Origin of the sequence: Streptomyces sp. V4I8 (assembly GCF_041261225.1) — a bacterium.
Classification (GTDB): domain Bacteria; phylum Actinomycetota; class Actinomycetes; order Streptomycetales; family Streptomycetaceae; genus Streptomyces.
Map to the genome: position 1 here is coordinate 3,436,247 of NZ_JBGCCN010000001.1, position 25,640 is coordinate 3,461,886.

The 25,640-nt window shown below is 70.4% G+C and carries 21 protein-coding genes, 3 tRNA genes and 1 pseudogene; 18 read left to right on the forward strand and 7 right to left on the reverse strand.

From position 1 onward, the window contains the following. Positions 1 to 377: 377 nt before the first annotated feature. The 4 genes from ABIE67_RS15605 to ABIE67_RS15620 are packed head-to-tail and all read left to right on the forward strand — an operon-like array spanning position 378 to position 5,306. On the forward strand, positions 378 to 1,931 hold the full coding sequence (locus ABIE67_RS15605; RefSeq protein ID WP_370268637.1) for an ABC transporter substrate-binding protein: 1,554 nt from the start codon (positions 378 to 380) through the stop codon (positions 1,929 to 1,931). After that, positions 1,916 to 2,920: an ABC transporter permease gene (locus tag ABIE67_RS15610; RefSeq protein WP_370257470.1), complete on the forward strand. Its 1,005-nt coding sequence runs from the start codon at positions 1,916 to 1,918 to the stop codon at positions 2,918 to 2,920. The genes ABIE67_RS15605 and ABIE67_RS15610 overlap by 16 nt, the downstream gene beginning before the upstream one ends. After that, on the forward strand, positions 2,917 to 3,777 hold the full coding sequence (locus ABIE67_RS15615; RefSeq protein ID WP_370257473.1) for an ABC transporter permease: 861 nt from the start codon (positions 2,917 to 2,919) through the stop codon (positions 3,775 to 3,777). Before ABIE67_RS15610 ends, ABIE67_RS15615 begins: the two co-directional genes overlap by 4 nt. Further along, the gene (locus ABIE67_RS15620) at positions 3,774 to 5,306 is read left to right on the forward strand and encodes an ABC transporter ATP-binding protein (protein ID WP_370257476.1); all 1,533 of its coding nucleotides are present in this window, start codon (positions 3,774 to 3,776) and stop codon (positions 5,304 to 5,306) included. Before ABIE67_RS15615 ends, ABIE67_RS15620 begins: the two co-directional genes overlap by 4 nt. Before the next feature lie 51 nt (positions 5,307 to 5,357). Here the strand turns inward: ABIE67_RS15620 and ABIE67_RS15625 are convergent, their stop codons facing one another. After that, positions 5,358 to 6,647 carry a M20 family metallopeptidase gene (locus ABIE67_RS15625; protein WP_370257479.1) on the reverse strand — a complete coding sequence of 430 codons (1,290 nt, stop codon included), beginning with the start codon at positions 6,645 to 6,647 and terminating at the stop codon, positions 5,358 to 5,360. Between the two features lie 805 nt (positions 6,648 to 7,452). On the opposite strand from ABIE67_RS15625, the gene ABIE67_RS15630 reads away from it, so the two are divergent. Continuing rightward, the gene (locus ABIE67_RS15630) at positions 7,453 to 8,100 is read left to right on the forward strand and encodes a pentapeptide repeat-containing protein (RefSeq protein ID WP_370257482.1); all 648 of its coding nucleotides are present in this window, start codon (positions 7,453 to 7,455) and stop codon (positions 8,098 to 8,100) included. Positions 8,101 to 8,607: 507 nt separating this feature from the next. Here the strand turns inward: ABIE67_RS15630 and ABIE67_RS15635 are convergent. Next, a complete protein-coding gene (locus ABIE67_RS15635; protein WP_370257485.1) occupies positions 8,608 to 9,147 on the reverse strand; it encodes a helix-turn-helix domain-containing protein in 540 nt (179 codons plus the stop codon). Between ABIE67_RS15635 and ABIE67_RS15640 the strand changes: the two genes are divergently transcribed. The 4 genes from ABIE67_RS15640 to ABIE67_RS15655 all read left to right on the forward strand — a co-directional run bounded on the left by ABIE67_RS15640 (position 9,100) and on the right by ABIE67_RS15655 (position 13,126). After that, a complete protein-coding gene (locus tag ABIE67_RS15640) occupies positions 9,100 to 10,005 on the forward strand; it encodes an NADP-dependent oxidoreductase (RefSeq protein WP_370257487.1) in 906 nt (301 codons plus the stop codon). The two genes, ABIE67_RS15635 and ABIE67_RS15640, sit on opposite strands and share 48 nt — an antisense overlap. Positions 10,006 to 10,057: 52 nt before the next feature. Beyond that, on the forward strand, positions 10,058 to 11,119 hold the full coding sequence (locus ABIE67_RS15645; protein ID WP_370257490.1) for an alkene reductase: 1,062 nt from the start codon (positions 10,058 to 10,060) through the stop codon (positions 11,117 to 11,119). Between the two features lie 11 nt (positions 11,120 to 11,130). Further along, positions 11,131 to 11,610, forward strand: a complete 480-nt coding sequence (locus ABIE67_RS15650) for a MarR family winged helix-turn-helix transcriptional regulator (RefSeq protein ID WP_370257492.1) — start codon at positions 11,131 to 11,133, stop codon at positions 11,608 to 11,610. A 535-nt stretch (positions 11,611 to 12,145) separates the two neighbouring features. Further along, the gene (locus ABIE67_RS15655) at positions 12,146 to 13,126 is read left to right on the forward strand and encodes an SDR family oxidoreductase (protein WP_370257495.1); all 981 of its coding nucleotides are present in this window, start codon (positions 12,146 to 12,148) and stop codon (positions 13,124 to 13,126) included. Here the strand turns inward: ABIE67_RS15655 and ABIE67_RS15660 are convergent. Further along, positions 13,059 to 14,285: an IS110 family transposase gene (locus ABIE67_RS15660; RefSeq protein WP_370268639.1), complete on the reverse strand. Its 1,227-nt coding sequence runs from the start codon at positions 14,283 to 14,285 to the stop codon at positions 13,059 to 13,061. The genes ABIE67_RS15655 and ABIE67_RS15660 overlap by 68 nt on opposite strands. A gap of 288 nt (positions 14,286 to 14,573) precedes the next feature. Here ABIE67_RS15660 and ABIE67_RS15665 point away from each other — a divergent pair, with 288 nt between their 5' ends. The 3 genes and pseudogenes from ABIE67_RS15665 to ABIE67_RS15675 all read left to right on the forward strand — a co-directional run. Continuing rightward, positions 14,574 to 15,089 carry a hypothetical protein gene (locus ABIE67_RS15665; RefSeq protein ID WP_370257497.1) on the forward strand — a complete coding sequence of 172 codons (516 nt, stop codon included), beginning with the start codon at positions 14,574 to 14,576 and terminating at the stop codon, positions 15,087 to 15,089. 158 nt (positions 15,090 to 15,247) lie between these two features. Further along, on the forward strand, positions 15,248 to 16,162 hold the full coding sequence (locus ABIE67_RS15670; protein ID WP_370257501.1) for a SpoIIE family protein phosphatase: 915 nt from the start codon (positions 15,248 to 15,250) through the stop codon (positions 16,160 to 16,162). Positions 16,163 to 16,175: 13 nt separating this feature from the next. Continuing rightward, positions 16,176 to 16,292, forward strand: a pseudogene (locus tag ABIE67_RS15675) (gas vesicle synthesis-like protein); the annotation flags it as partial. 113 nt (positions 16,293 to 16,405) lie between these two features. Here ABIE67_RS15675 and ABIE67_RS15680 read toward each other — a convergent pair. Continuing rightward, a complete protein-coding gene (locus ABIE67_RS15680; RefSeq protein ID WP_370257505.1) occupies positions 16,406 to 18,088 on the reverse strand; it encodes an SWIM zinc finger domain-containing protein in 1,683 nt (560 codons plus the stop codon). Between the two features lie 185 nt (positions 18,089 to 18,273). On the opposite strand from ABIE67_RS15680, the gene ABIE67_RS15685 reads away from it, so the two are divergent. Beyond that, positions 18,274 to 18,537, forward strand: a complete 264-nt coding sequence (locus tag ABIE67_RS15685; protein WP_370257507.1) for a type II toxin-antitoxin system Phd/YefM family antitoxin — start codon at positions 18,274 to 18,276, stop codon at positions 18,535 to 18,537. Then, positions 18,534 to 18,788 carry a Txe/YoeB family addiction module toxin gene (locus ABIE67_RS15690; RefSeq protein ID WP_370257509.1) on the forward strand — a complete coding sequence of 85 codons (255 nt, stop codon included), beginning with the start codon at positions 18,534 to 18,536 and terminating at the stop codon, positions 18,786 to 18,788. The genes ABIE67_RS15685 and ABIE67_RS15690 overlap by 4 nt, the downstream gene beginning before the upstream one ends. 329 nt (positions 18,789 to 19,117) lie before the next feature. Here ABIE67_RS15690 and ABIE67_RS15695 read toward each other — a convergent pair. The 3 genes from ABIE67_RS15695 to ABIE67_RS15705 form a co-directional block, all read right to left on the reverse strand. Beyond that, positions 19,118 to 19,194 (reverse strand) — tRNA-Ile (locus ABIE67_RS15695). A 180-nt stretch (positions 19,195 to 19,374) separates the two neighbouring features. Then, a tRNA-Asn gene (locus ABIE67_RS15700) sits at positions 19,375 to 19,447 on the reverse strand. 5 nt (positions 19,448 to 19,452) lie between these two features. Further along, positions 19,453 to 19,525 (reverse strand) — tRNA-Asn (locus ABIE67_RS15705). 158 nt (positions 19,526 to 19,683) lie between these two features. Here ABIE67_RS15705 and ABIE67_RS15710 point away from each other — a divergent pair. The 4 genes from ABIE67_RS15710 to ABIE67_RS15725 all read left to right on the forward strand — a co-directional run bounded on the left by ABIE67_RS15710 (position 19,684) and on the right by ABIE67_RS15725 (position 25,511). After that, entirely contained in the window at positions 19,684 to 19,992 is a 309-nt protein-coding gene (locus tag ABIE67_RS15710) for a YtxH domain-containing protein (protein ID WP_370257510.1), read from the forward strand. Positions 19,993 to 20,169: 177 nt separating this feature from the next. Further along, positions 20,170 to 21,627: an FGGY-family carbohydrate kinase gene (locus ABIE67_RS15715; protein WP_370257512.1), complete on the forward strand. Its 1,458-nt coding sequence runs from the start codon at positions 20,170 to 20,172 to the stop codon at positions 21,625 to 21,627. 171 nt (positions 21,628 to 21,798) lie between these two features. Next, a complete protein-coding gene (locus ABIE67_RS15720) occupies positions 21,799 to 23,532 on the forward strand; it encodes an ABC transporter ATP-binding protein (protein WP_370257514.1) in 1,734 nt (577 codons plus the stop codon). Beyond that, positions 23,532 to 25,511 carry an ABC transporter ATP-binding protein gene (locus ABIE67_RS15725; RefSeq protein ID WP_370257516.1) on the forward strand — a complete coding sequence of 660 codons (1,980 nt, stop codon included), beginning with the start codon at positions 23,532 to 23,534 and terminating at the stop codon, positions 25,509 to 25,511. Before ABIE67_RS15720 ends, ABIE67_RS15725 begins: the two co-directional genes overlap by 1 nt. Positions 25,512 to 25,640 lie beyond the last annotated feature (129 nt).

The window sequence follows — 25,640 nt, forward strand, 5'->3', positions numbered from 1 at the left end:
CCTTTCGGGGGTGGGTGCGGGGTGCGGCGGTACGGGGGGGCGATGCGGGGTGCGGGTGCGGGTGGGGGTGGGGGTGCGGCGATGCGGGCTGGGGTGCGGTGGAGTTCGGAACGCCGACCTGTGAGCTTCCTGTGGGCCGGCTTGACGCTCGCTGCGGAAACGTATCAGCGACAATTAGGCAAGGCAAGCCTTACTGGATCACCGTGCCCCTCTTGCGAACTGCCCGCCCCACGTGCGCCGTCGCGTGCCCCCGTGCGCCGATCTGACGCCCCGACAGAGATCGGGAAAGTTCCTCACCAAACCTTGCGCACAAGAACTTCTTAGGGTAGGCACACCTAAGCAATCTGCCCCAAGTGAGTGGAACGAGGTCGTACGACGTGAACCTGAACAGACGACAAGTGCTGTGGGCCGGCGGCGGAACAGGCGCGGCCCTGCTGCTTGCCGCCTGCGGCGGCGGTGACGAGACCTCGGCCAAGTCGCCGGCGAAGGCGAACGAGAAGCCCCGGCCCGGCGGCACCCTGCGAGTCGGTGCCCTGGGCCGCGCCTCGGCCATCACCCGCGATCCGCACGGCAGTCAGGCCAACGAGAGCGACTACCTGATCATCTCGCTGGTCCACGACACCCTCACCGTCCCCGGCACCAAGCCCAACACCGTCCCCCGCCTCGCCGCGAGCTGGCAGGCGTCGGACGACCTCAAGACCTGGCGCTTCACTCTCGCCAAGGGTGCGAAGTTCCACGACGGCACGCCGGTCACCGCCGCCGACGTCGTGTGGTCGCTGAAGCGGCTGCGCAACACCCCCGCCGGCGCCTCCCGGCTGCCCGGCATCAAGGCCGAGAACATCAAGGCCGAGGGCGACGACACCGTCGTCCTGGTCTCCGACTACGCCAACGCCGAACTGCCCCAGCTGACCCGCCTGACGACGTTCGTCCTGAAGAAGGACACCAAGGACGCCGACCTCGGCAAGGCACCCGGCACCGGCCCCTTCAAGCTGGACTGGTTCCGCTCCGGCAATGCCCGCCTGGTCCGCAACGACGACTGGTACGGCGGCGACGTGTACCTCGACGCCATCGAGGTGAAGATCTTCGAGAGCCCGCAGGCGATGGCCAACGCCCTGCTGGCCGGGCAGATCGACGTCGCCTCCAACGTCGGCGCGGTCGCGGCCCGCACGGCCGAGAAGCGCGACGACATCCAGATCGTGCGCCGCCCCAACGACATGGCGATGCCGGTCGTCATGCGCACCACCGACGGCCCGTTCGCGGACGCGAAGGTGCGCGAGGCGCTGCGGCTGGCCGTGGACCGCGAGGCCATGGTCAAGCAGGTGCTGTCCGGCTACGGCACCGTCGCCAACGACATCCTCGGCACCGGGGACCCCGCCTACGCCAAGGACATCCCGCAGCGGAAGCGCGACCTGGCCAAGGCCAAGCAGCTGCTGAAGGAAGCCGGCTTCGACACGTCGAAGACGTACAAGCTGCTCACCACCGAGGACATCGCGGGCCTCGCCGAGTCGGCCACCCTCTTCGCCTCCCAGGTCCGCGAGGCCGGGGTCAAGGTCGAGGTGGTCAAGCAGGAGTCGGCCACGTTCTGGGACAAGACCTGGCTCAAGGGCGACCTGTACACCACCTACTGGGGCACCAACGACTCCGTGGTGTTCTTCGCCAGCAAGACCATGGTGTCCGACTCCGGTCAGAACGAGGCCGGTTGGAAGGACAAGGAGTTCGACGCGGCGTACCGGAAGGCGATGGCGACCAAGGACGCGGCGGCCCGCGCCAAGGTCCTCCACGAGCTCCAGCAGATCGAGTACGACGCGTCCGGCTATCTGCTGTGGGGCATGGCCGACGGTATCGACCTCGCGGGCGCGGCCGTGCGCGACCTGCCCACCCTGCCCGGCTACGGGCGCGTCCAGCTCGAGCAGGCATGGCTGGCTCGCTGACCCGGGGTGAACCGGCCGCGGCCTCCGGGCCCCGGCCGGTTCCCGCTGTGCTGCGTACGGCCCTGTACGCGGCCGGTGTCCTCGCGCACCGCATCCTCCTGCTGGCCGTCCTGCTCGCCGCCGTCTTCGCCGCCGTGGAGCTGCTTCCGGGTGACGCGGCCGACGCCACCTCCGAACGCGGCGAGAGCGCGGCCGACCTCGCCGCGCGACGCCATCTGCTGGGCCTGGACCGGCCGGTGGCGGAACGGTTCTGGGACTGGATGACCGGCCTGCCCACCGGCGACCTGGGCACCTCCGCACGCGGGGAACCGGTCGCGGACCTGCTCGCCCACCCGTTCCCCAACACCCTGCTGCTCGGCGGGCTCGCGCTGCTGGTGACCCTCGTCGCCTCGGTCGCGTTCGGCTGCTGGGCGGCGGCCAGGCCCGGCGGACCCCTCGACCGGGGGGTGTCGGCGAGCGCCACCGGCATCCTCGCGCTGCCCGAGTTCGTCGTCGCCGTGGCCCTCGTCCTCGTCTTCGCGCTGTGGACCGACTGGCTGCCCGCCGTCACCCTGACCGACGCCGACGGCTCGCCCGCCTCCTGGGAGATGCTCGTGCTGCCCGTCCTCGCCCTGGCCATCCCGCAGATCGGCTGGAACACCAGGATCGTCCGGGCGGCCCTCGCCGACGAGGCCAAGGCTCCGCACATCGAGACCGCCGTACTCGACGGACTGCCCCGGCACCGGGTCCTCACCCACCATCTGCTGCCCGGCGCCCTGCCCACCATCGCGGCCGGTATCGCCACCTCCACCGGCATGCTGCTGGGCGGCGCGGTCGTGGTGGAGACCATCTTCAACTACCCCGGCATCGGCTCCGTCCTCGCCGGAGCGGTCGCCGACCGGGACAGCCCCGTCATCGCCGGGGTCGTCGCCGTCACCGGAGCCGTCATCACCGGTGTGCTGCTGCTCGCCGACCTCGTACGCGCCTGGGCCTCGGGAGGCCGGACATGACCTCGACCGCCGCAGCCGCTGTCGCGAAGGCGGCCCCGCCACCGCGCCGTGGCCGCCGCCGGACCGTCCTCCGGGTGCTCCCGGCCCTGCTGCTCACCGCCCTCGCTCTGGCCGGACCGTGGCTCGCCCCGCACGCCATCGACGCCCCGGTCGTCGCGCCGTACGCGGAACCCGGCGGCGACGCCCCGCTCGGCGGTGACCAGCTGGGCCGGGACGTGCTCAGCCGCGTACTCGCCGGAGGACGCGAACTCGTCGTCACCTCACTCCTCGTCGCCGTCCTGGTCACCGCGGTGGCCGCCGTCCTCGGCGCGGTCAGCGCCCTGCGCCCGGCCGTCGGGCGGGTCGTCGAACGCACCGCCGACGTGCTGATGCTGCTGCCCGCCGTGCTCGGCATCCTGCTGGTCACCCTGTCCTGGCCGGACGGCGGACGGCTCGCCGTCGTCACCGCGTCCGTCGTGCTCGGCGTCCCATACGCGGTGCGCCTGGTCGCCGGCGCCGCCGCGCCCGTGGCCGCGTCCGGGTACGTGGAGGCGGCGGCCGTCGGCGGCGAGCGGCTGGGGTACCTGGTGGTCCGGGAGGTGCTGCCCAACCTGCGGGCCACCCTGCTGGCGCTGTTCGGGCTGCGCTTCGTCGCCGCCGTGTACCTCGTCGCCACCGCCGGGTTCCTCCAGGTCGGCCCCCAACCACCCGCCGCCGACTGGGCGTTGATGATCCGCGAGAACTCCGCCGGCATCGTCCTCAACCCCTGGGCCGTCCTCGCCCCCAGCATCGCCATCGGACTGCTCGCCATGAGCGTCAATCTGGCGGCCGCCGCCCTCGTCCCCACGACCGGCCGGAAGGCGGTACCCGCACTGTGAACCACATGCCCCACTGGTACTCCGACAGCCGAGCGGCGGACGGAGCGAACGCCGTCCGGGTCCGCGACCTGACGATCACGGCCCCGAACGGCCGCCTCCTCCTCGACCGGGCCGACCTCGAACTGGTCCCCGGCCGCATCACCGCCGTCGTCGGCCCCTCCGGCTGCGGCAAGACCACACTGCTGCGAGCCGTGACAGGCACCCTGCCCGCGGGCACCGAGCGCACCACGGGCACCATCACCGTCCTCGGCCAGGACCCCCTCGCCCTTCCGCCGGCAGCCCTGCGCACCCTGCGCCGCCACCGCCTCGCCTACGTCGGCCAGGACCCCGGCTCCGCCCTCAACCCGCGCATGAAGGTGCGCCACCTGCTCACCGAAGTCGCCGTGGACAAAAGCCCCGAGGCAGTACGGGCACAGCTCGCCGAGGTACGCCTGCCCACCGACGACGGCCTGCCGGACCGCCGTATCAGCGGTCTGTCGGGCGGCCAGCAACGCCGGGTCGCACTCGCCCGCGCCCTGGCCCGCCGCCCCGCCGTCCTCCTCCTCGACGAACCCACGGCCGGACTCGACCCGGCACTGCGCGACGAGATCGCCGATCTCCTGCGCCACCTCGCGGAAAACCACCGCATAGCCATCGGCCTGTCCTGCCACGACCCGGACCTGGTGACCCGGCTCGCCGACGAGGTCGTGGACCTGACCGGCCCCCGCCCCACGGACCCGGCGCGCCCCGCACCCGCCCCGCGCGAACAGGCGACGCACGACGGCCCGCCCACCCTCACCGCGTCCGGCCTGCACGCCGCCCACCTCCACCGCGGCCGTCGCGTCCCCGTGCTGCACGGCATCGACCTCACCCTCGCCGCCGGAACCAGCCTCGGCGTCGTCGGAGCCTCCGGTTCCGGCAAGACGACCCTGCTGCGCACCCTCGTCGGCCTGCACCGCGCCACCGCCGGCACCGTCAGCCTGGACGGCACCCGCCTCGCCCCCACGGCACACGGCCGCTCCCGCGACCAGCGCCGCCGCCTCCAACTCGTCCCGCAGGACCCCCTGGGCACCCTCAACCCCAGCCGCACCGTCGGAGCCACCCTGCGCCGCCCGCTCCTCCTGCACCGCCGGGCCACGCGGGCCGAGGTCCCCGACCGCGTCCTGGAACTCCTGGACCAGGTCGGCCTGCCCGCCGCCTTCGCCGACCGCTACCCCCACGAACTCTCCGGCGGCCAGCGTCAACGCGTGTCGATCGCCCGCGCGTTGGCGGCCGACCCCGACGTCCTGTTCTGCGACGAGGTCACCTCGGCGCTCGACGCGGACACCACCGTCGCGGTCATGGACCTGCTGACAGACCTTCGCGCCCGCCGCGGCCTGTCCCTCGTCCTGGTCAGCCACGACCTACGCCTCGTCGCCGACCGCACGGACACCCTGGCCGTCATGTCCGAGGGCCGGCTGGTCGAGTCGGGCCCCACCGCACAGCTCTTCACCGCACCGTCCCACCCCGTGACCGCGGGACTGGCCACGGGGGCCCTGCTCGGCGACTGAGGCGACGGATCGAGCCGTTGCTCCGGCCCGGCCACTCGCGGTCGGGGGCGGTCACCGTCCGGGCTGCTCCGGTTCGCCGTGGGACAGGAAGGCCAGGGCCACGGCGGCGTGACAGGCGATGCCCGTCGCGATCACGTCCTCGTCGATGGCCATCCGAGGCGAGTGCAGCGAGGGGGCCTCATCGGGGGTCAGGTCCGGTGGGCATGCGCCGAGGAAGGCCAGGGCGCCCGGCACGGCCTGGAGGACGTAGGAGAAGTCCTCCGCCGTCATCTGTGTGGCCGACAGGATGTCGGCTGCCTCGTCGCCGAGCGCGTCGGTGACGGTACGCAGAACGAAGTCGGTGAAGCCGGCGTCGTTGACGGTGGCCGGATACCCGGATTCGACGACGGCCTCGGCGGTCGCTCCGTGAGCCGCCGCCACACCGTGGGCGACTCTGGCGATCGCGTCGTGCAGCCTGCGCCGCGTCGGCTCCGACACCGTGCGCAGGGTGCCGGCCAGCTCCGCGGTGTCGGGGATGACGCCCGTGGCCGTGCCCGCGGCCAGGCGGGTCACGCTGAGCACGGCCCTGTCCTCGGCGGACAGGGTGCGGGTGACCATCGACTGGAGGGCGAGCACGATCTCGCACGCCACGGGTACGGGATCGCAGGCGGTGTGCGGCGCCGACGCGTGACCGCCCCGGCCGCGCACCAGGACCCGGAAGCGGTCGGAGGCCGCCATCTGTGGCCCGGGGCGCAACCGCAGTGCTCCGGCCGGGAAGTTCGGATGGACGTGGAGGGCAAAGGCCGCGTCGGCCTTACGGCCCGAAGCCTCCAGCACCCCCTCCTCGATCATGTGCCGGGCGCCGTGGTCCCCCTCTTCGCCGGGCTGGAACATGAACACCACGCTGCCCCGCAGCCGGTCACGCCGGCCCACGAGCAGTCGTGCGGCGCCTGCCAGCATCGCCATGTGGGCGTCGTGCCCGCAGGCGTGCATGAGCCCCGCGGTCCGCGAGGCGAACGGCAGGCCGGTCTCCTCGGTGACCGGCAACGCGTCCATGTCGGCCCGTAGCAGGATCGTCGGGCCGTCGTCCGGCCCGGTGAGGGTCGCGGTGACGGAGGACAGCGCGCGGCCGGTACGGATCTCCAGCCCGAGGCCGTCGAGCGCGTCCAGCACCAGGCGCTGGGTGTCCGGCAGGTCGAGGCCCAGCTCCGGGCTGCCATGCAGAGCGCGGCGCAGGGCGACCGCCTCGGCGGCCGGGTGACGAGCCTCGTCGAGCAGGGACAGGCCCTCGGTGACGGCGGCCGCCCTCCGGTCCGCCGCGGCGTCCGGCACGTCGTGCGCACCCGCAGAGGGAGGTGTCATGCAACCGTTCTCCTTCCCGGACCCGGCCCACGGCCGCGCCCGGCCCGCAGCGGCCTCACACAAGAAGACGGGACACCCTCACGGTAGAGACCGCAAGCCGGGCCTGGACAGACCCCGATGCCCCTGGCCAACGGCATTCGGCCAGGACCGCGTGCTGACAGGACGGGTTCACTACGCCGCTGAGCGAGGCCAGGCTCAGGCCGGGGTGCGATCTGGTGCGCGGGGAGACGCCACGCCACGCTGGTCACCAGAAGGAGAGGGGGCCTGATGAGGTCGCTTCTTGGCGACGGGATCGACAATTGACTGCCGGTGACAGGAACTCGAGTCCGCCTCCGCGCGGGGTCTTACGCTGGCCACTGGGCCTGCATATCGCGGCAGTACTGGTTCTGGCCGCGACCGCAGCGATCACGGTCCTAGGACTGCTGTGGCTGATGCTGGGGGCACCTCGAGTGCGGGTATCCGGTCCGCTCGAACCCAGCGACACATACAACGCCATCAAGATCGCGTTGGCCGTTGTCGCAGGCGTCGGCGGCGTGGTCGCACTCGTGGTCGCCTACCGGCGCCAGCACCTCAGCGAGGCCACCGACGCCCGCGAGTACGACAAGGCACTGATCGAACGGTTCGGCGCCGCAGCCGAACAACTCGGGGCAGACCAGCCGGCTGTACGCATGGCTGGTGCGTATGCGATGGCGCGGCTTGCCGATGAGTGGCCGCAGGAACGCCAGATGTGCGTCGACGTGCTGTGCGGCTACCTGAGAATGCCACATGCTCCCGATCCCCCCGCCGACGATCAGGCGTTGGCATCGTGGCAGCGCGAGCGGGAAGTACGCGTGACGGTGCTGGGACTCATAGCCGCCCACCTGCGCGACGGTGCGCCCGCGTCCTGGCAGGGTTACGACACGACCTGGACTTCACCGGCGCGGTCCTTGCTGAAGCCGACTTCCGTGGCGCCCGGTTCACCGGAGGCGACATCCTCTTCGTCAAGACCCTTTTCGCCGCCAACGGCACCGACCAGATCATCTTCGACGAGGCCGACTTCGCCGAAGGCGCCTTCGTCTACTTCCGGCTCGCCGAGTTCCGCAGCGGCAACGTCCGCTTCAACCGTGCCACCTTCAGCGGCGGCTGGGTCACCTTCGACAGCGCCCGCTTCACCGGCGCTCATGTGAACTTCCGAGAGGCTTCCTTCGCCGCAGGCGACATCCCTTTCGAGGGCGCCGAGTTCTCCGCCGGCTCCATCGACTTCACGGGCGCGACCTTCACCGGCAGCACCGTGAACTTCGGTGAGCGCCACCTCCCTTCCATCTACCGCACGGCGCCGCCCGCCCACTTCAGCGGCGGCACCGTCGACTTCTCTCAAGTGGGCGACTTCACCCGTCCTCCCCGGTTCGGCCTGCGGGCACTGCCTCCCGGGCTCCGGCTTCCTTCGGACACCGACATCTCCGACCTGCCTTGATGAGGCCGGTCGGAGGCGTCTCCACAGCACCGCCCCGTGCGTGTGCCGCCGACCCGCCACACCACCGTGCGAGAGGGGCCCCGGACGGGCCCAGGCCGGTCTTGATCGAAGCCATGGGAGAGGGCGTACGGGGCGGCGGCGTGGCGGCCGCGGGGTGAACGCTGCGACTGCCTGCAGGGCAGTGACGTTTCCGCAGATGGAAACGGTTCTTCTCGCGTAGCGAGTGGTGGGGCGGGTGGGACTCGGACCCACGGCCGACGGATTATGAGTCCTTTGGGGATCTTGGCGGTCCTTGCCGAGCAGCGTCCGTTTCATGACGTTTTTGCTGGTCAGGCGGGGTGCGATATGCCTCGTCCCCTCCGCCTTTGTCGATCTGTTCCTATCCTTGCGTCCCAGCTGTGTCCCGACACCGCCGCCCCGGATACACAAGCCCAGCCCGCTCAGCGGCACTCTCCCCTGCTCATCGAGGGCGCTCCAAAGTGGGCGCGGCGGATTTCCCTTCCCCTGTCAGGGACACCGTCTTGAAAGTCGGGGCGGGTCTTGGCGTGGGCGGTTGGCTGCGTCGGCGGACGTGGCAGGTTGCCCACGGAGTACGGCGGCCTGCCACGTCGTGCTTGCCGAACCCGGCCAAGCCGGCGGTCCGAGGACGTAGATCTCATCACCGCAGTCAGCGACGATCTTCGACTTGCCGCCGAGCGCCTCGACGTAGGCAGCGAGGGCGTCGACCTCCCTGCGCTCCGGTTGACCCTTCTCGATGCGCGAGACGCGAGCCTGGGTGACACCCACGGCTTCGGCAACCTGGACCCGCGTGGCGTGCTGCCGCTTCCGCAACTCGGCGAGGCGAGGCGATGAACACAGAGGCCAGGACCATCGCCCGCACCCCCTTCTGGACTGATCCTTTTCAACATCGACAGCAAATACTTGGCTAGCCACACGTTTGCTGTTACGTTGATTATGTGTCCAGCCACCTAAATGGGTGGTGGCACGAGAGGAGTCGTGATGAGAGCCATCCTGTTCGACCGTTTCGGCGGCACGGAAGTGCTGCACGAGGCGGACATCGAGGTCCCGCAGCCCGGCTCCGGGCAGATCCGCGTCCGCGTCAAGGCGGCCGGGCTGAACGCGCTGGACGGCAAGATCCGCTCCGGGGCCATGGAGGCCGCCTTCCCCACGCCGCTCCCCGCCGTCCCCGGTGGCGAGCTCGCCGGCGTGGTGGACGCCCTGGGCGAAGGCGTGCGGGACGTGCAGGTGGGCGACGAGGTGCTGGGCTGGTCGGACACCGGCTCGTACGCCGAGTACGCGCTGGCCACCACCGTGGCCCCCAAGCCCGCCGGCCTCGACTGGCAGCACGCCGCCGCGCTGCCGACGGCGGGCGAGACGGCCGAGCGGGTCCTGGACCTGCTCGGCGTCGTCGCCGGGGAGACCGTACTGATGCACGGCGCGGCCGGAGCGGTCGGCACCCTGGCGGTCCAGCTGGCCACGGCCCGCGGAGCGCGCGTCATCGGCACCGCCGGCCCCGCCAACCAGGACTACCTCACCTCGCTCGGTGCCACCGCAACCCTCTACGGCGAGGGCCTGGTCGAGCGGGTCCGGGCACTCGCCCCCGACGGCGTGGACGCGGTGTTCGACCTGGCCGGGAAGGGAGCCCTGGAGGACTCCATCACCCTGCGGGGTGGCACCGAGCGCATCGTCACCATCGCCGACTTCCGCGCACACCAGCTCGGCATCACCTTCTCCAGCAGTCCCCGGGAACGCTCCGCCGCCGGCCTGGCCGAGCTGGCCCAGGACGCCGCGACCGGCAAGGTCGTCACCACCGTCACCGCCTACCCGCTCGCCGAGGCCGCCACGGCCCAGCAGGTCAGCGACGCCGGGCATGTCCGGGGCAAGCTCGTCCTCACCGTCGACTGATCACGCCCGCCTCTCCCCCTGTTTCGATCATCACCGCACCGAAGGACCTCTCATGCTGAACGCCCTGTGGACACCGACCACCGTCGGCGACATCTCCCTCCCGCACCGCCTGGTCATGGCCCCCATGACCCGTGACCGTTCCACACCCGAAGGCGTACCGACCGAGCTGAACGCCGAGTACTACGCCCAGCGGGCCTCGCACGCGCTCATCATCACCGAGGGCACCCAGCCCAACGCCGACGGTCAGGGCTACCTCCTCACCCCCGGCATCCACAATGACGATCAGATCGCCGGGTGGCGCAAGGTCACGGACGCCGTGCATGCCGCCGACGGCCGGATCGTCATCCAGCTGATGCACACCGGACGCATCGCCCACCCCGACAACACCCCCCACGGCCGCCGGCCGGTCGCCCCTTCGGCGGTCCAGCCGCAGGGTGCGATGTTCACCGCGTCCGGGCCCCAGGAGATGCCGACGCCCCGCGAGCTGTCGACGCAGGAGGTCGCGGCGACCGTCGACGACTTCCGCCGCGCCGCGGCGGCCGCCGTCGCGGCAGGCGCCGACGGCGTGGAGATCCACGGCGCCAACGGCTACCTGGTGCACCAGTTCCTGGCCGAGAACACCAACCAGCGCACCGACCGCTACGGCGGTTCCCTCGACAACCGCATCCGCTTCGCCGTCGAGGTCGCCGCTGCCGTGGCCGACGAGATCGGCGCCGACCGCACCGGCCTGCGCATCTCCCCCGGCAACCCCTACAACGACATCGCCGAGTCCGACACCGCCGAGCTGTATCCGGCGCTCCTGCGCGCCCTGAGCCCGCTCGGCCTCGCCTACCTCCACGTGATGCACGCGGGCGACGAGGAGCTGCTGGGCACCCTGCGCGCGCTGTGGCCGACCACGCTGATCCTCAACCGGGCCGGCACCGACCTGCCCACCCGCGCCAAGGACGTCGACAACGGCACCGCCGACCTCGTCTCCGTCGGCGCCCTCGCGCTGGCCAACCCGGACCTGGTCGAGCGGCTACGCTCTGACGCGCCGCTGAACACCCCCGACCCGGCGACCTTCTACGGCGGCGGAGTGGCCGGCTACACCGACTACCCCACCCACACCGTCTGAGGAACCGCATCATGCCCGCCTCCACCCACCGCACCCCCTCTACGGCCAGCGAGGGGCCGATGAGTTACGCGATCTTCCAGCTCGCCCGCGCTCACCGCGCCCGCGCCGCCGCCATGCTCCGCGATATGGACCTGCATCCCGGACAGGAACTGCTGCTCATGCAACTCCTCGACCGGGACGGCCAGACCCAGTCCGAGCTGCTCGAAAGCGTCGGCCTGGACCACTCCACCGTCTCCAAGTCCCTACGCCGCATGCAGGACGCCGGCCTGCTCGTGCGGGAGCCGGCCGCACACGACCGGCGCGTCATGGTCGTCCACCTCACCGACAAGGGCCGTGCCATGCGCGAGCCCCTGGCAGCCATGTGGCGGGCCCTGGAGGAGACCTCCGCGGTGAACCTGTCGGCGCAGCAGGCAGAGTCCTTCGTCCGCACCGCCTACGCCATCGCCGACGCGATCAACGGCCGCGCTGTTCCACGGGAAGATTCCGAGTAATTCCTCTGGGCCCGCACCCCGGTTCCGGCCTGGAGTGCGCTTCGTTTCCGGCGTTCCTGCGAAGTGGACAGTGCTGCAGCGCACTCGGCTCATGAAGACCCGTGCTGAACGGAGCCGGCCTCCCCAACTGTCGGAAGAAGCCCGGTGAGCCGAGCCGGCGGATGTGGCGGTACCCCCGCTCACCCCCGGATGTCAGGGAGAACGGGGCTGAGCGGGGCCTCAACGTCCGGGGCAAGCGCGAGCTGTCCCGGTGGAGGCAGGACGGAACTCATCCGGGGCAGGGCAACACCCCCGCAGGGACGGCGAGCCCATCCTGTCGCCGGCCGGCCGCGCATCGAGGACGGGCGCATCACCCGCGTCCGGGTCGCCTTGGACCTCGGCAAGCTCCTGCAGGCCGGCGGTGGCCCGCACCGCGGATCCGCCCACCACAGGCCAGCCCCTGGGCGGCCCGGGCCGACGGCGCCCGCGTCCGCGGCCACCACTGCCTCGGTCACCTAATCCCCCCACTACTGACCTGATGGAAAGTGAGACTCCCATGACCACCACACTCCCCGTCCTCGTCGTCGGCGCGACCGGTTCCCTCGGGGGCAAGGTCGTCGACGAACTGCTGGGGCGCGGTAAGAACGTCCGCGCTCTGGTCCGGCCGACCACCGACGCGAGCAGGCTCGAAAGGCGGGGTGTCGAGATCGCCCGCGGCGACATGCTCGACCTCGACTCGCTCGTCGCCGCCATGGACGGCGCCGATGCCGTCATCACCACCGCTGCCGGCTACACCCGCGGCGGCAAGAACGCGCACGACATCGACACCGTCGGCAACGCCAACCTCGCCGAGGCCGCCCACCGCACCGGCATCCGGCGGTTCGTCCTGACCAGCATCCTCACCAGCGACCAGACGCCCCAAGTCCCGCACTTCTGGCACAAGAAGCTCGCCGAGGACAAGCTCGAACAGCTCGGCGTCCCGTTCGTCGCCCTGCGCCCGGGGGCGTTCCTCGACCAGGTCGCGAGCATGGCGGGCGACCCGGTCGACAAGGGCCGCATGGTGTGGATCGGCAAGGCCACCGTCCCGCTGACCTTCGTCCACACCTCCGATCTCGCGGCGTATCTGGCAGCCGCGGTCGACGCCGAGGCCGAGGCCGGTGAGCGGATCGACATCGGTTGGGACCGTCCGGTCAGCATGCGGGAGGTGGCCGACGTGATGGGCAGCCGGGCCGGAAAGAAGATCAAGGTGTGGGCCGTCCCGTCCGCTGTCGCCCGCGCCGCAGGAGCCGTCGCCGGCCGCTTCATGCCCCTGATCAAGGACATGGCCGCGATGTTCCACTGGTTCGAGACCGGCCGCTACGTCGCCGACCCCCGCCGCCAGGAGCAGCTGTTCGGCCCCGTCCCCACGGCCGAGGACGCCCTCGCCCGGTACACCGACGAGCTGTCAGACATCCCATGCCGTAGCGGTGTCAAGCTGCGGCATGGTCCGCGTGGTGTGACCATGCGATCGCTTCGTCGTAGAGGGTTCTGGTCTTGAGGCATCCGTGGAGGATGCCGACGAGCCGGTTGCCGAGCTGGCGCAGGGCGGGGTTGTAGTCGAGGTGGCGGTCTCGCTGTTTGTCGTAGTAGTGGCGGGCGCCGGGTGAACTCTGCAGGGAACAGAAGGCTTGGCGCTGCAGCGCGTCGGCGAGGCGGTTGTTGCGGACGTAGCGGGCCTGGACGGAGCGGACCTTGCCGGAGGCGCGGGTGATCGGGCTGGTGCCGGCGTAGTTCTTGCGGGCCTTGGCGGAGGTGTAGCGGGCAGGGTCGTCGCCGAACTCGGCCAGCACCCGGGCGCCGATGATCTCGCCGATGCCGGGCATCGACAGGTAGATCTCAGCGTCCGGGTGCGCGAGAAAATGCGCGCTCACCTCGGCTTCGAGTGCTTGTATCTGCTCATTCAGGGCGATCAGCAGTTTCGCGTGCGCGGTGGCTGCCGCACCGTAGGCGGCGGCCACTGGCGCGGCGACGGTGAGCTGCGGCTCCCGTAATGCGGCCTGGATCGCGGCGGCCTTCTGGTCCCGGTTGCGGCGACGGTGCCGGGCCAGGACCGCGGTGATCTGCGGTTTCGTCAGCCTCGCCGCCGTCTCGGGCGTGGGGGCCTTGATCAGCAGTTCCATCGCGTCGGTGCTGGTCAGCTCCAGACCGGCGTAGGCAGTCAGCGCGCCCGGGAAGTACTCGCGCAGGGTGCTCCGCAACCGCTGGAAGGTGCGGGTGCGCTCCCAGATCAGCGTCTGGTGGGCGCGGGCGACCACGCGGACGGCCTGGGCCTGGTCGCTGTCCCCGGCGATCGGCCGCAGCTGGTCGCGGTCGATGCGGACCATGTCCGCCAGCGCGTGGGCGTCGCCCTTGTCGCTTTTGGCCCCGGAGGTGGTATACCGCTCCTTGAACCGGGCGGCCTGCTTCGGGTTGACCGCGTAGACCAGGTAGCCGGCGGCGATCAGCGCCTGGGCCCACGGGCCGCGGTCGGTCTCGATGCCGACTGCCACCTGTCCGGGTTCCAGGTCCTCGCCGCCGTGCCGGGCGATGAGGGCGTGCAGCTTCGCGATCCCCTCGACGCCCTCCGGCAGCCGGGCGGTGGCGAGCCTGTGACCCGTTCCGTCCTGGATTTCGATGTCATGGTGATCTTCGGCCCAGTCATCGCCGACGAACAGCACCCGCTTCTCCAGCCTCTCGACGTCCATCAACATGTGGCCTGCGGAAGACACAGCTCGCGCCCTAATGGATCCAGTGCTCACGCCTGTCTTGCCCGGCGGGCACGCCATCCCATCAGCAGTCCGGCCTCCCGGCCAACCAGCAGGGGCACGGTCTGACAACAGAGCTCAACGACTCCGGCTGAGATAGTGCTCACCTGCTGACGGCCACTCATCGAGTCTCACCTACGACCCGATAAGCCCCATTAGGCTGAGTCCCCGCACTCCGGGCCGCAAACAGTACGACGTCCGGTGCCCACCGCGAAGCAGGTACTGGCGACAGATCCACGAGCACTCGAGCGGCTGGAGCTGCTTCATGACGCGGCGACCCGCATCGGCGGCTCCTTGGACATCACCCGCAACGCCGAGCAGTTGCTGGACGTCCTCATACCGGCCTTCGCCGACTTGGGGGCGGTGGACCTGACGGAGAGCGTATTGCTCGGCGAAGAACCGGTGTCTTTCCCTCCCGGCACGCCCATGCAACGGATCGCTGTAGCGGCGGCCGGTGGACACTGGCCCCGAGAGAGTCACGCGGTCGGGGCGACCTTCCGGATCGGCCGCGAAGAAGCCGAGCACGTGCGCAAGGGCACGCCTGGTGTTCTTCCGGATCTGCACCTGGCCCGGGCGGCGCTGAAGGACGATGTGGAAAGAGCCGCGCTCATGCTGCCCCCGGATGACACGTCGCTGATGGTGCTGCCGCTCATGGTCCGGGGAGGGGTGTTGGGGGCGGTGGGGCTCTGGCGCACCGGGGGGGCGGGCCCCTTTTGATCAGGCAGATGTGACTCTGGCGGATGAGATCGGCGCCCGGGCCTCGCTGAGCCTTGACAACGCTCGGCGCTACACCTTTGAACGCCGCACCGCGGAGGCGCTGCAGCAAGGTCTGTTGCCACGGCCGGTGGTGGAGGTCGAGGCCGCGAAGACGTTCGGTGCTCACCTGCCCGCGCGCGGTGACGGGTATCGGCGGCAGCTGGTACGACGTCATCGCGCTGTCCTCGAGCCGGGTGTGCTTTGTCGTGGGCAATGCGGGCGGGCAAGGGATGAACGCCACTGCGGCGATGGGGCGGCTGCGGGCGGCGGTGCAGACCTTGACGGACCTGGATCTCAGTCCCGACGAGTTGCTGTCCCACTTGAACGACCTGGTGGTTCGGTTCGCTGAGAACGAGGAGCATCGAGACGTCGTCCCGGCCGGCAGCGTGCACGGCGCGTCGTGCCTGTACGCCGTGTACGACCCGATCACCTGCCACTGCGTACTCGCCAGCGCGGGACATCCCGGGCCGGTGCTGGCCCCGCGGGGCGGCGCCGAAGCCGACACAGTGCCCTTTCGTCCAGGGCTGCCCCTGGGCGAAGGCGCGGAACCCTTCGAAGCCACCGAACTGCAACTGAGCCCTGGTGACGTGCTGTCCTTCTACACCGGCGCACTGGCGCGAGATCCTTTCCACACCAGACGTGGACTGGCCCTGGTGCGGGAGGGCACGGGTGATGGCGCTGAAGGCGGCCGGCCCGTCACGGAAATCGGTGGCCGCATTCTGGAAAAACTTCTGCAGGAGCCCCCGGACGACGACCTGGCGCTGTTGGTGACCCAGGTGCGTCAACTTCCGGAAGATGCCACTGCCACCTGGGAGTTGGCCGCCGACCCCAGCATCGTCGCAGGCGTACGCCATCGAGTCGCCGATCAGCTGACCTCCTGGGGGTTGGAACATCTGGTGTTCACCACAGAGCTGATCGTCAGCGAGCTGGTCACCAACGCCATTCGCTACGGCGGCGCCCCGCCGCGCAGGCGGCCGAGAAACGGGTCGGGCGGGACCGGACGAAAACAGACGGCGAGGCGTTGGTCGCGATGACTGTGGCGACACAGCAGGCGGTGGGGGAGGCGCCGGCGGCCTCTACGACGTCCTGGAGCTCGTTCCCGACCGCGGGCTGGTTATCGACGCGTTCGTACGGGTCTCCCATGTCCCACTCGGCATCGTCAAGTCACCCCGCCCCATACTCGACACAACGACTCGACCGTCAGACGGTCCCATGGTCGGGCGGACAGTACTTGGGCGTAACCGCCTCCCGGCGCGGCTCCGGTTGCCGGAGCCCTTTCACAGCCCGTGCCGGTCAAGGATGCTCATCAGCTTCCGCCTGCGTTTCAGTTCCCTCCGCAGGTCGGTGAGAAAGAGGGAGAACGCGTCCTCGGTCCCCAGCGCGCGATGGCAGTCACGGGCAGCCTGGAGCAGCCGCGCCAGGTGCTCGTAGGCGCGGTCACCCGTCGGCTCCTTCGACCGCTCGATCAGCCGCAGGTACACGCCGAGCGCCTCGGCCGGGCGCGTCTCGCGCGACTGATCGGCGAGCTCCGCCCACTGCCGGTCGTCGGCGCGGCCGGCGGCCTCCCGCCAGGCGGCGTCCAGGTCGCCGTCGTCGAGCAACGCGTCGATCAGCACGGGCCCGCCGTACCGGCCGCCGCGCTCACGACGGGCGTCCTCCGCCAAGGTAGCCAGCGCCGCCGCGCGCTCGGCCTCCCAGCAGTCCGCCGCCCCGGCGACGGAGCGCAACTGCCGGTAGGCGGCCAGGGACCGCTCGAGACGGAACCGGTCCCGGCGCACCGCGACCGCGTCGGCCGCCCGCCCCGTCTGCGCGTACCGCGCGCACACGTAGTCGACCAGACGGCCGTCGATGTACGTCTCGGCGGCGCACGCCCGCAGTCCGCGCTCCGCCCAGGCAAGCGCCTCGTCCGCACGTCCCGCCGATTCCAGCTCCTCGGCGATGAGAAGATGGGTCGCACCGGTCGGGCCGAGGTCCTGCGCATGCAGAGCGACCAACGCGTCGACGTCACCCTCTGCCTTGATCAGACGCTCCATCAGATACCTCTCCGCCCAGCCGGACGGCCTGCATGTGAGCGCCTCGGTCGCCAGCTGCCGTATGCGAGCCAGCCCGCTCGGCCCCAGCACGTCGGCGTAGTCCAGCGGATCCAGGTCTGTCACGTCGTTGCTGCCGTCGAGCACCGCGCCGACCAGCCAGTCGGCCAGCCGAGCCGGATCGGGGCGTGCGACCCCGCAAGCCTCCAGATGGGCCTCGGCCACCGCGGCGGCGGCCTCTCCGACCACACCGTCGGAGTCGTCGATCTCCCCGTATGCCTCCCCCAGCCCCCGGATCGCCTCCTCGGCCAGAACCACCGCCTGCGCCGCCTGCCCCTCGGCAGTCAGGGCACGCAGCGCGCTCGCCGCCTCGGCGACTTGTCGCGCATACCCGGAGGCATCCGCGTACTCGATGTATCCGTACCGGGCGAACGGCCGCGGATCGGTCAGGGCGACGATCCGGTCCCGGACCGTACCGAGGTCGCAACGAGCCGCGGCTGCCCGCAGCTCCAAACGCCGGCGCAATGCACGGTCCTCGGCGATCTGCTCCCGCACCAGCGCCAGGAGCTCGTCACGCGACAGCGCCGAAAGCCACGCCTCCAAGCCGGAAGCCCGCGCCCGTGCCGCGGCTCGCTGCTGGGGGATCGTCTTCACCCGCCGCAGCACGGTAAGCCCGACCGCCACACAGTGCTTGCAGAAGTTGCCCTCCTGCCCGTACGGGCAGTCGCACCACCCCGAGACCCCCTCGTCGCCGCCGAGGGTGAGCTCCACCTCGTAGACATCCGTACCGTGCACCACGGCGGTGACCGAGCCCTCCCCCACCTCCAGCCCGCTCACCGCGTCCAGGTACCCCAGCCCTCGCTCGAAGGACCGAGTCCCTGCCAGCGCCCTCACATCGTCCTCGCCGAACCCCACCACTCTCGGTGCCACACCGGTATTCAACCGCGGAAGGCGGGTCGGGGAGTCCCGAAGATCTCAGCCATCCCCTAGGGGCCGCAAGCGATGCTCTCGGTGCCCCATCCCGAGCTGACGCGCGTCGGGCTCGACAGGGGCCTTGTGGACACGACCAAGACTCGTACTATATCTTGTACAAGTCAAGAAGGGAGGCGGCACGCATGTCCATCACCGCCAGCGAGGCGCGCCAGAACCTGTTCCCGCTGATCGAGCAGGTCAACGAGGACCACGCTCCGGTTCACATCACTTCCCGCAAGGGGAACGCCGTCCTCATGTCCGAAGAGGACTTCAGTTCGTGGACCGAGACAGTGCACCTCCTGCGCTCCCCCAAGAACGCCCGTCGCCTGCTCGACTCCATCGCCGAGGCGGAGACCGGCAAAGCCCGGCATCGCGAGCTGATCGACCCCGATGCGGAGCGTGCGTGAAGATCTCGTTCACGACCTACGCCTGGGAGGATTACACCTACTGGGCCGAGAACGACCGCAAGATGGTCAAGCGCATCAACAAGCTGATCGACGACACCATGCGCGATCCCTTCAAGGGCATCGGCAAGCCGGAGCCCCTGAAGGGTGACCTGTCGGGCTACTGGTCCCGGAGAATCGACGACACGCACCGACTCGTGTACAAGCCGACCGACGATGAGCTGATCATCGTCCAGGCTCGATACCACTACTGACACGACCCGAAGAACCTGCACCGGTCCCGAAGCGCGCATGACGCTGAGGCGACGCCACCCCAGAACTGCAGCAGCCCAGCACGCGAGAACACACACGCTGCGGTTCGAGATCCGCACCGTCGAGGCGAGCTCGGCCCTCAAGGCCAGCCTGCGCGCCGAGGCGAACCGCCGGTCACAACATCACCGCAGGTCACAGCACAGAGGCAACCCCAGCCCCCAGGACTCACCGCAGTAACGGCCAACGGAGTGGAATCCGTCGCCCCAGAGTCCCGAATCCGGCCACCCGGAGAAACGTTTGTGCAGGGCAGAACGTTTCTCTGACCTGCGCTTGGTGGGGCGGGTGGGACTCGAACCCACGGCCGACGGATTATGAGTCCGCTGCTCTAACCGGCTGAGCTACCGCCCCATAGCGGCGTGTCGCGTACATGTGTGCGCGCCGTCTGCCGCAGCATAGCCGCTCATACGATCTCCTGCTTCGCATGGTCGACTTCGCATGCCCTGAAGGACTCCCCCACGACCTGCACGGTTCCCACCACTGGTGATCAGACATGAAAAAGGACCCCCACGGGGGTCCTCGTTCAACATGCTCCCCCGACTGGACTCGAACCAGTAACCTGCCGGTTAACAGCCGGCTGCTCTGCCAATTGAGCTACGGAGGACCGAGCTCCCCCGACTGGACTCGAACCAGTAACCTGCCGGTTAACAGCCGGCTGCTCTGCCAATTGAGCTACGGAGGAATGCCTCGTTGCATCGAACGCATCTACCTGGGTAGTCGCCAGGGGGCGTGCGCTCGCTGCGACACATACATTAGCGCAAGCAGGGGGGTGCTCCGCCAATCGGTTCCCCCCGGCACCGACGCCGCACCAGGGACCTACGCAAGGGAAGGGTGGCCGCCATGCGCTACCGGCTCACGTTCGTCATCGGACTCGCCGTCGGTTACGTCCTCGGCACACGCGCCGGACGCGAGCGCTACGAACAGCTGAAGAAGTCCGCGCGCCAGGTCGCGCAGAACCCCGCCGTCCGCAACACCGCGGAGTCGGCGGCACAACAGGGCCGCCACTTCGCGGGCGTGGCCTACCACACGGTCAGCGAGAAGGTGGGCGACCACGTCCCGGACTCGGTGACCCAGCGAGTCCGCTCCCTACGGGAGCGCAGCGCCCACAACGGAGGCGCAGAAGATGACTGGGGCACCAGCAACACCTAGCAGCACCTTCCGGCTGCTGGACGAATCGGCACCTCTTGGGCGCCGGGCGCTGCCACGCCCTCCAGGGGCGCGGGGAACTGCGCGACCAGCCACAACGGGCCCGCACCCGAAAGCCGCCCCGAACCCCCACGACGCCCACGGCCCGAGCCAGCGCAGCACTACGGCACAATTTGGGCCATGGGGATAGTCGCCGGGCTGGACAGTTCGCCCGATTTCACGCGCATCGTCGTATGCGACACGGACTCTGGGGCCGTGCTCAGGCAGGGGTACGCCCCGCATCCGGTGGACTCGCCGGACGGCGGCGGCTCCCGCCCCTCCGACGTCGATCCGCAGGCCTGGCTGCTGTCCCTCGGGGAGGCGGCCGGCGGCGGGCTTCTCGAAGGTGTGCAGGCCATCGGCGTGTCGGCGCAGCAGAACGCGGTGGTCCCGCTCGACGCGCAGGGCAACACCGTGCGCCCGGCGATGGTCGGCGGCGACAAGCGGGCGCAGGTCGCGGCGGCCGATCTGGTCGACGCGCTGGGCGGCCGGGAGGCGTGGGCGCAGGCCGTGGGGTGTGTGCCGCAGGCCGCGCAGCCGGTGACGAAGCTGCGCTGGCTCGCCAAGACCGAGCCGGAGAACGCCGTACGGGCCGCCGTCCTCATGCAGGCGCACGATTGGCTGGTGTGGCAGCTCCTCGGCCGGCCCGTGAGAAGGACCACAGACCGGGGCGGTGCCTCCGGGACGGGTTACTGGTCCGCGGCCACCGGCGTCTACCGCAGCGATCTCGTCGAGCTGGCGCTCGGCCATCAGGCGATGCTGCCCGAGGTGATCGGGCCGGCCGAGGCGGCCGGTACGACGCCGGAGGGGCTGCTGATCTCGGCGGGGACCGGGGAGACCATGGCCGCCGCGTTCGGGCTCGGCATCGGGCTGGGCGACGCGGTCGTGTCGCTCGGCGCCTCCGGGTCCGTGATGGCCGTGCACCCCGAGGCGCTCGTCGACAGCTCCGGGATGATCACCTCCCTGGCCGACGCGACCGGCATGCACCTCCCGGTGGTGACCACCCTCAACGCCGTACGCACCCTGCGCGGCGCCGCCGAACTGCTCGGCGTGCCCGATCTGGAGGGGCTGTCCGACCTGGCGATGAAGTCGACGCCGGGGGCGCACGGGCTGGTGCTGCTGCCGTATCTGGAGGGTGAGCGGACGCCGAGTCTGCCGCACACCGCGGGCACGCTGGCGGGGCTGCGGCGGGAGTCGATGAAGCCGGAGCATCTGGCGCGGGCCGCGTTCGAGGGCATGCTGTGCGGGCTCGCGGACGCGCTGGACGTGCTGCGCGGCCGGGGCGTCGAGGTGCGGCGGGTCTTCCTGCTGGGCGCGGCGGCCGAGCTGCCCGCGGTGCAGGCGGCCGCGCCGTCGCTGTTCGGGGCACAGGTCGTCGTACCGCAGCCTGCGGACTACGCGGCGATCGGTGCCGCCCGGCAGGCCGCCTGGGCGCTCGGCGTGTCGCAGGGCACGCTCGATCCGCGCACTCCGCCGGTCTGGCAGGGCGCGGCCGCGCAGGTCCTGGAGCCCGGTGAGGAACTGGCGGTGGGCCAGGCGGTGCGGCAGCAGTTCGTGTCGGTGCGGGACCAGACGCATCCCGGGGCGTTCCGGTCGTAGGGGAGGGCGGAGCGGAACGTAAGAGACCGGTAGGAGTCGTACCCGTAAGGCCGTACGGAGTCGCGCTGACGGCTTAATCGGTTGAGGTAACGCGGGTGGAGTGTTCGACGATAGGGGCCAGGGGCAACCAATGGCCCCCCTCGCCGATCCGCCCACTCCGAGAGAAGCAGCGTGCTCATACGACTTCTGCGGACCTACCTCAGGCCCTACCGAAAACCCCTCGCGTGGCTGGTGCTGCTGCAGTTCCTGCAGACCTGCGCCACGCTCTACCTGCCCACGCTGAACGCGGACATCATCGACCAGGGCGTCGTCAACGGCGACACCGGCTACATCCTTTCCTACGGCGCCCTGATGATCGGCATCTCGCTGGCGCAGGTCGTGTGCAACATCGGTGCCGTGTACTACGGCGCCCGGACCGCGTCCGCACTCGGGCGCGACGTGCGGGCCGCCGTCTTCGACCGGGTGCAGTCGTTCTCGGCGCGCGAGGTCGGCCACTTCGGCGCGCCCTCGCTGATCACCCGTACGACCAACGACGTCCAGCAGGTGCAGATGCTGGCGTTGATGACGTTCACGCTGATGGTGTCGGCGCCGATCATGTGCGTGGGCGGCATCGTGCTCGCCCTCGGCCTGGACGTGCCGCTGTCGGCGGTGCTGGTCGCCGTGGTGCCCGTCCTCGGCATCAGCGTGACCTTGATCGTACGGCGGCTGCGGCCGCTGTTCCGGACCATGCAGGAGCGGCTCGACACGGTGAACCGGGTGCTGCGCGAGCAGATCACCGGCAACCGGGTGATCCGTGCCTTCGTACGCGACGAGTACGAGCAGCAGCGCTTCCGGAAGTCCAACACCGAGCTCACCGAGATGGCGATGGGCACCGGCAATCTGCTCGCGCTGATGTTCCCGATCGTCATGACGGTGGTGAACCTGTCGTCGATCGCGGTGGTCTGGTTCGGGGCCCATCGCATCGACAGCGGCGGCATGCAGATCGGTGACCTGACGGCGTTCCTCGCCTATCTCATGCAGATCGTGATGTCCGTGATGATGGCCACCTTCATGTTCATGATGGTGCCGCGCGCGGAGGTGTGCGCCGAGCGCGTCCAGGAGGTGCTGGGCACGTCGTCGAGCGTGGTGCCGCCGACCTCGCCCGTGCGGGAGCTGCGCCGGCACGGTCATCTGGAGATCCGGGGCGCCGGGTTCCGCTACCCGGGTGCCGAGGAGCCGGTGCTGAAGGCGATCGACCTGGTCGCGCTGCCGGGTGAGACGACGGCCGTGATCGGCTCGACGGGCAGCGGCAAGTCGACCCTGCTGGGGCTCGTCCCCCGGCTGTTCGACGCGACCGACGGGCAGGTCCTCGTGGACGGGGAGGACGTGGCGGCCATCGATCCCCGGCTGCTGGCGAAGACCGTGAGCCTCGTACCGCAGAAGCCGTACCTGTTCGCCGGGACGGTGGCGACCAACCTTCGCTACGGCAACCCCGACGCGACGGACGAGGAGCTGTGGCACGCGCTGGAGGTGGCGCAGGCCAGGGGGTTCGTGGAGCGGCTGGAGAACGGGCTCGACTCCCCCATCGCACAGGGCGGCACGAATGTGTCCGGCGGTCAGCGGCAGCGGCTCGCGATCGCCCGCACCCTTGTGCAGCGCCCGGAGATCTACCTCTTCGACGACTCCTTCTCCGCCCTCGACTACGCGACCGACGCCGCGCTGCGGGCGGCGCTCGCGCGCGAGACCGCCGAGGCGACCGTCGTCATCGTCGCCCAGCGGGTGGCGACCATCCGGGACGCGGACCGGATCGTCGTGCTCGACGAGGGGCGGGTGGTCGGCACGGGCCGGCACCACGAGCTGATGGCGGACAACGAGACGTACCGGGAGATCGTTCTCTCCCAGCTGACGGAAGCGGAGGCTGCCTGATGGCCGGGCCGATGGGGCGGATGATGGCCGGCGGCGGCCCCGACCAGCACTCGCTGGACTTCAAGGTGTCGGGGCGGCGGCTGGTCGCCCAGTTCAAGCCCGAGCGGCTCACCATCTACGCGCTGCTGCTCTGCGTGGTCGTCAGCGTGGGCCTGTCGGTCGCCGGGCCGAAGATCCTCGGTGAGGCGACCGACCTGGTCTTCTCGGGCATCGTGGGGCGGCAGTTCGAGCCCGGGATGACCAAGGAGCAGGTCCTCGCGGCGATGCGGGAGCGGGGCGACGACCAGATCGCCGACATGCTGCGCAGCACCGACTTCACGCCGGGCGAGGGCATCGACTTCGGCGCGGTCGGGAACGTACTGCTGTTCGCGCTCGTCGTGTTCCTCGTCGCCGGTCTGCTGATGGCGGTGGCGACGCGGCTGGTGAACCGGTCCGTGAACCGGACCATGTACCGGATGCGCGAGGACGTCCAGGCGAAGCTGTCGCGGCTGCCGCTGTCGTACTTCGACAAGCGTCAGCGCGGTGAGGTGCTGTCCCGTGCGACGAACGACATCGACAACATCGGGCAGACGCTCCAGCAGTCGATGGGGCAGCTCATCAACTCGGTGCTCACCATCATCGGTGTCCTGGCGATGATGTTCTGGGTGTCCTGGCTGCTGGCGCTGGTCGCGCTGGTGACCGTGCCGCTGTCGTTCTTCGTCGCCACGCGGGTCGGCAAGCGGTCGCAGCCGCACTTCGTGGCGCAGTGGCGGTCGACCGGCAAGCTGAACGCGCACGTCGAGGAGATGTACACCGGGCACACACTGGTGAAGGTGTTCGGGCGGCAGCAGGAGTCGGCGCAGCAGTTCGCCGAGCAGAACGAGGCGCTGTACGAGGCGGGCTTCAACGCGCAGTTCAACAGCGGTGTGATGCAGCCGCTGATGCTGTTCGTGTCGAACATCAACTACGTGCTGGTGGCGGTGGTCGGCGGTCTGCGGGTCGCGTCGGGCTCGCTGTCCATCGGGGACGTGCAGGCCTTCATCCAGTACTCGCGGCAGTTCTCGATGCCGCTGACGCAGGTCGCGTCGATGGCGAACCTCGTGCAGTCGGGTGTCGCGTCGGCGGAGCGGATCTTCGAGCTCCTGGACGCGGAGGAACAGGAGGCGGATCCCGTGCCGGGGGTGCGGCCGGAGGAGCTGCGGGGGCGGGTGGCGCTGGAAGGGGTGTCCTTCCGGTATGACCCCGAGAAGCCGCTGATCGAGGACCTGTCGCTGACGGTGGAGCCCGGGCACACGGTCGCGATCGTCGGTCCGACGGGCGCCGGCAAGACGACGCTCGTGAACCTGCTGATGCGGTTCTACGACGTCTCGTCCGGGCGCATCACCCTCGACGGGGTCGACATCGCGCGGATGTCCCGGGACGAGCTGCGGGCCGGGATCGGGATGGTGCTGCAGGACACGTGGCTGTTCGGCGGCACGATCGCGGAGAACATCGCGTACGGGGCCGGAATCGAAGGGGCGGCGCGAAGCGCCTCCGGCAAGGGTGGTGGTGGGCGACGGGTGGGCGTGACCCGGGGCGAGATCGAGGAGGCCGCGCGGGCCGCCCACGCCGACCGCTTCATCCGTACGCTGCCCGACGGGTACGACACGGTGATCGACGACGAGGGGTCGGGGGTCAGCGCGGGTGAGAAGCAGCTGATCACCATCGCGCGGGCGTTCCTGTCCGATCCGGTGATCCTGGTGCTGGACGAGGCGACGTCGTCCGTCGACACCCGGACCGAGGTGCTCATCCAGAAGGCGATGGCGAAGCTGGCGCACGGGCGGACGTCGTTCGTCATCGCGCACCGGCTGTCGACCATCCGGGACGCGGACACGATCCTCGTCATGGAGAACGGCTCGATCGTGGAACAGGGGGCGCACGGGGAGCTGTTGGCGGCCGACGGGGCGTATGCGCGGTTGTACAAGGCGCAGTTCGCGCAGGCGGTGGCGGAGGTGGACTGACGCTGCGGGTCCGTTGTGGCTGGTCGCGCCCACGCGGCGGAGCCGCACATGGATACAGCCCCGCGCCCCTTGAGTACGTGCAGCTGACGCCCCTTCAGGGGCGCGGGGAACTGCGCGACCAGCCCCCGC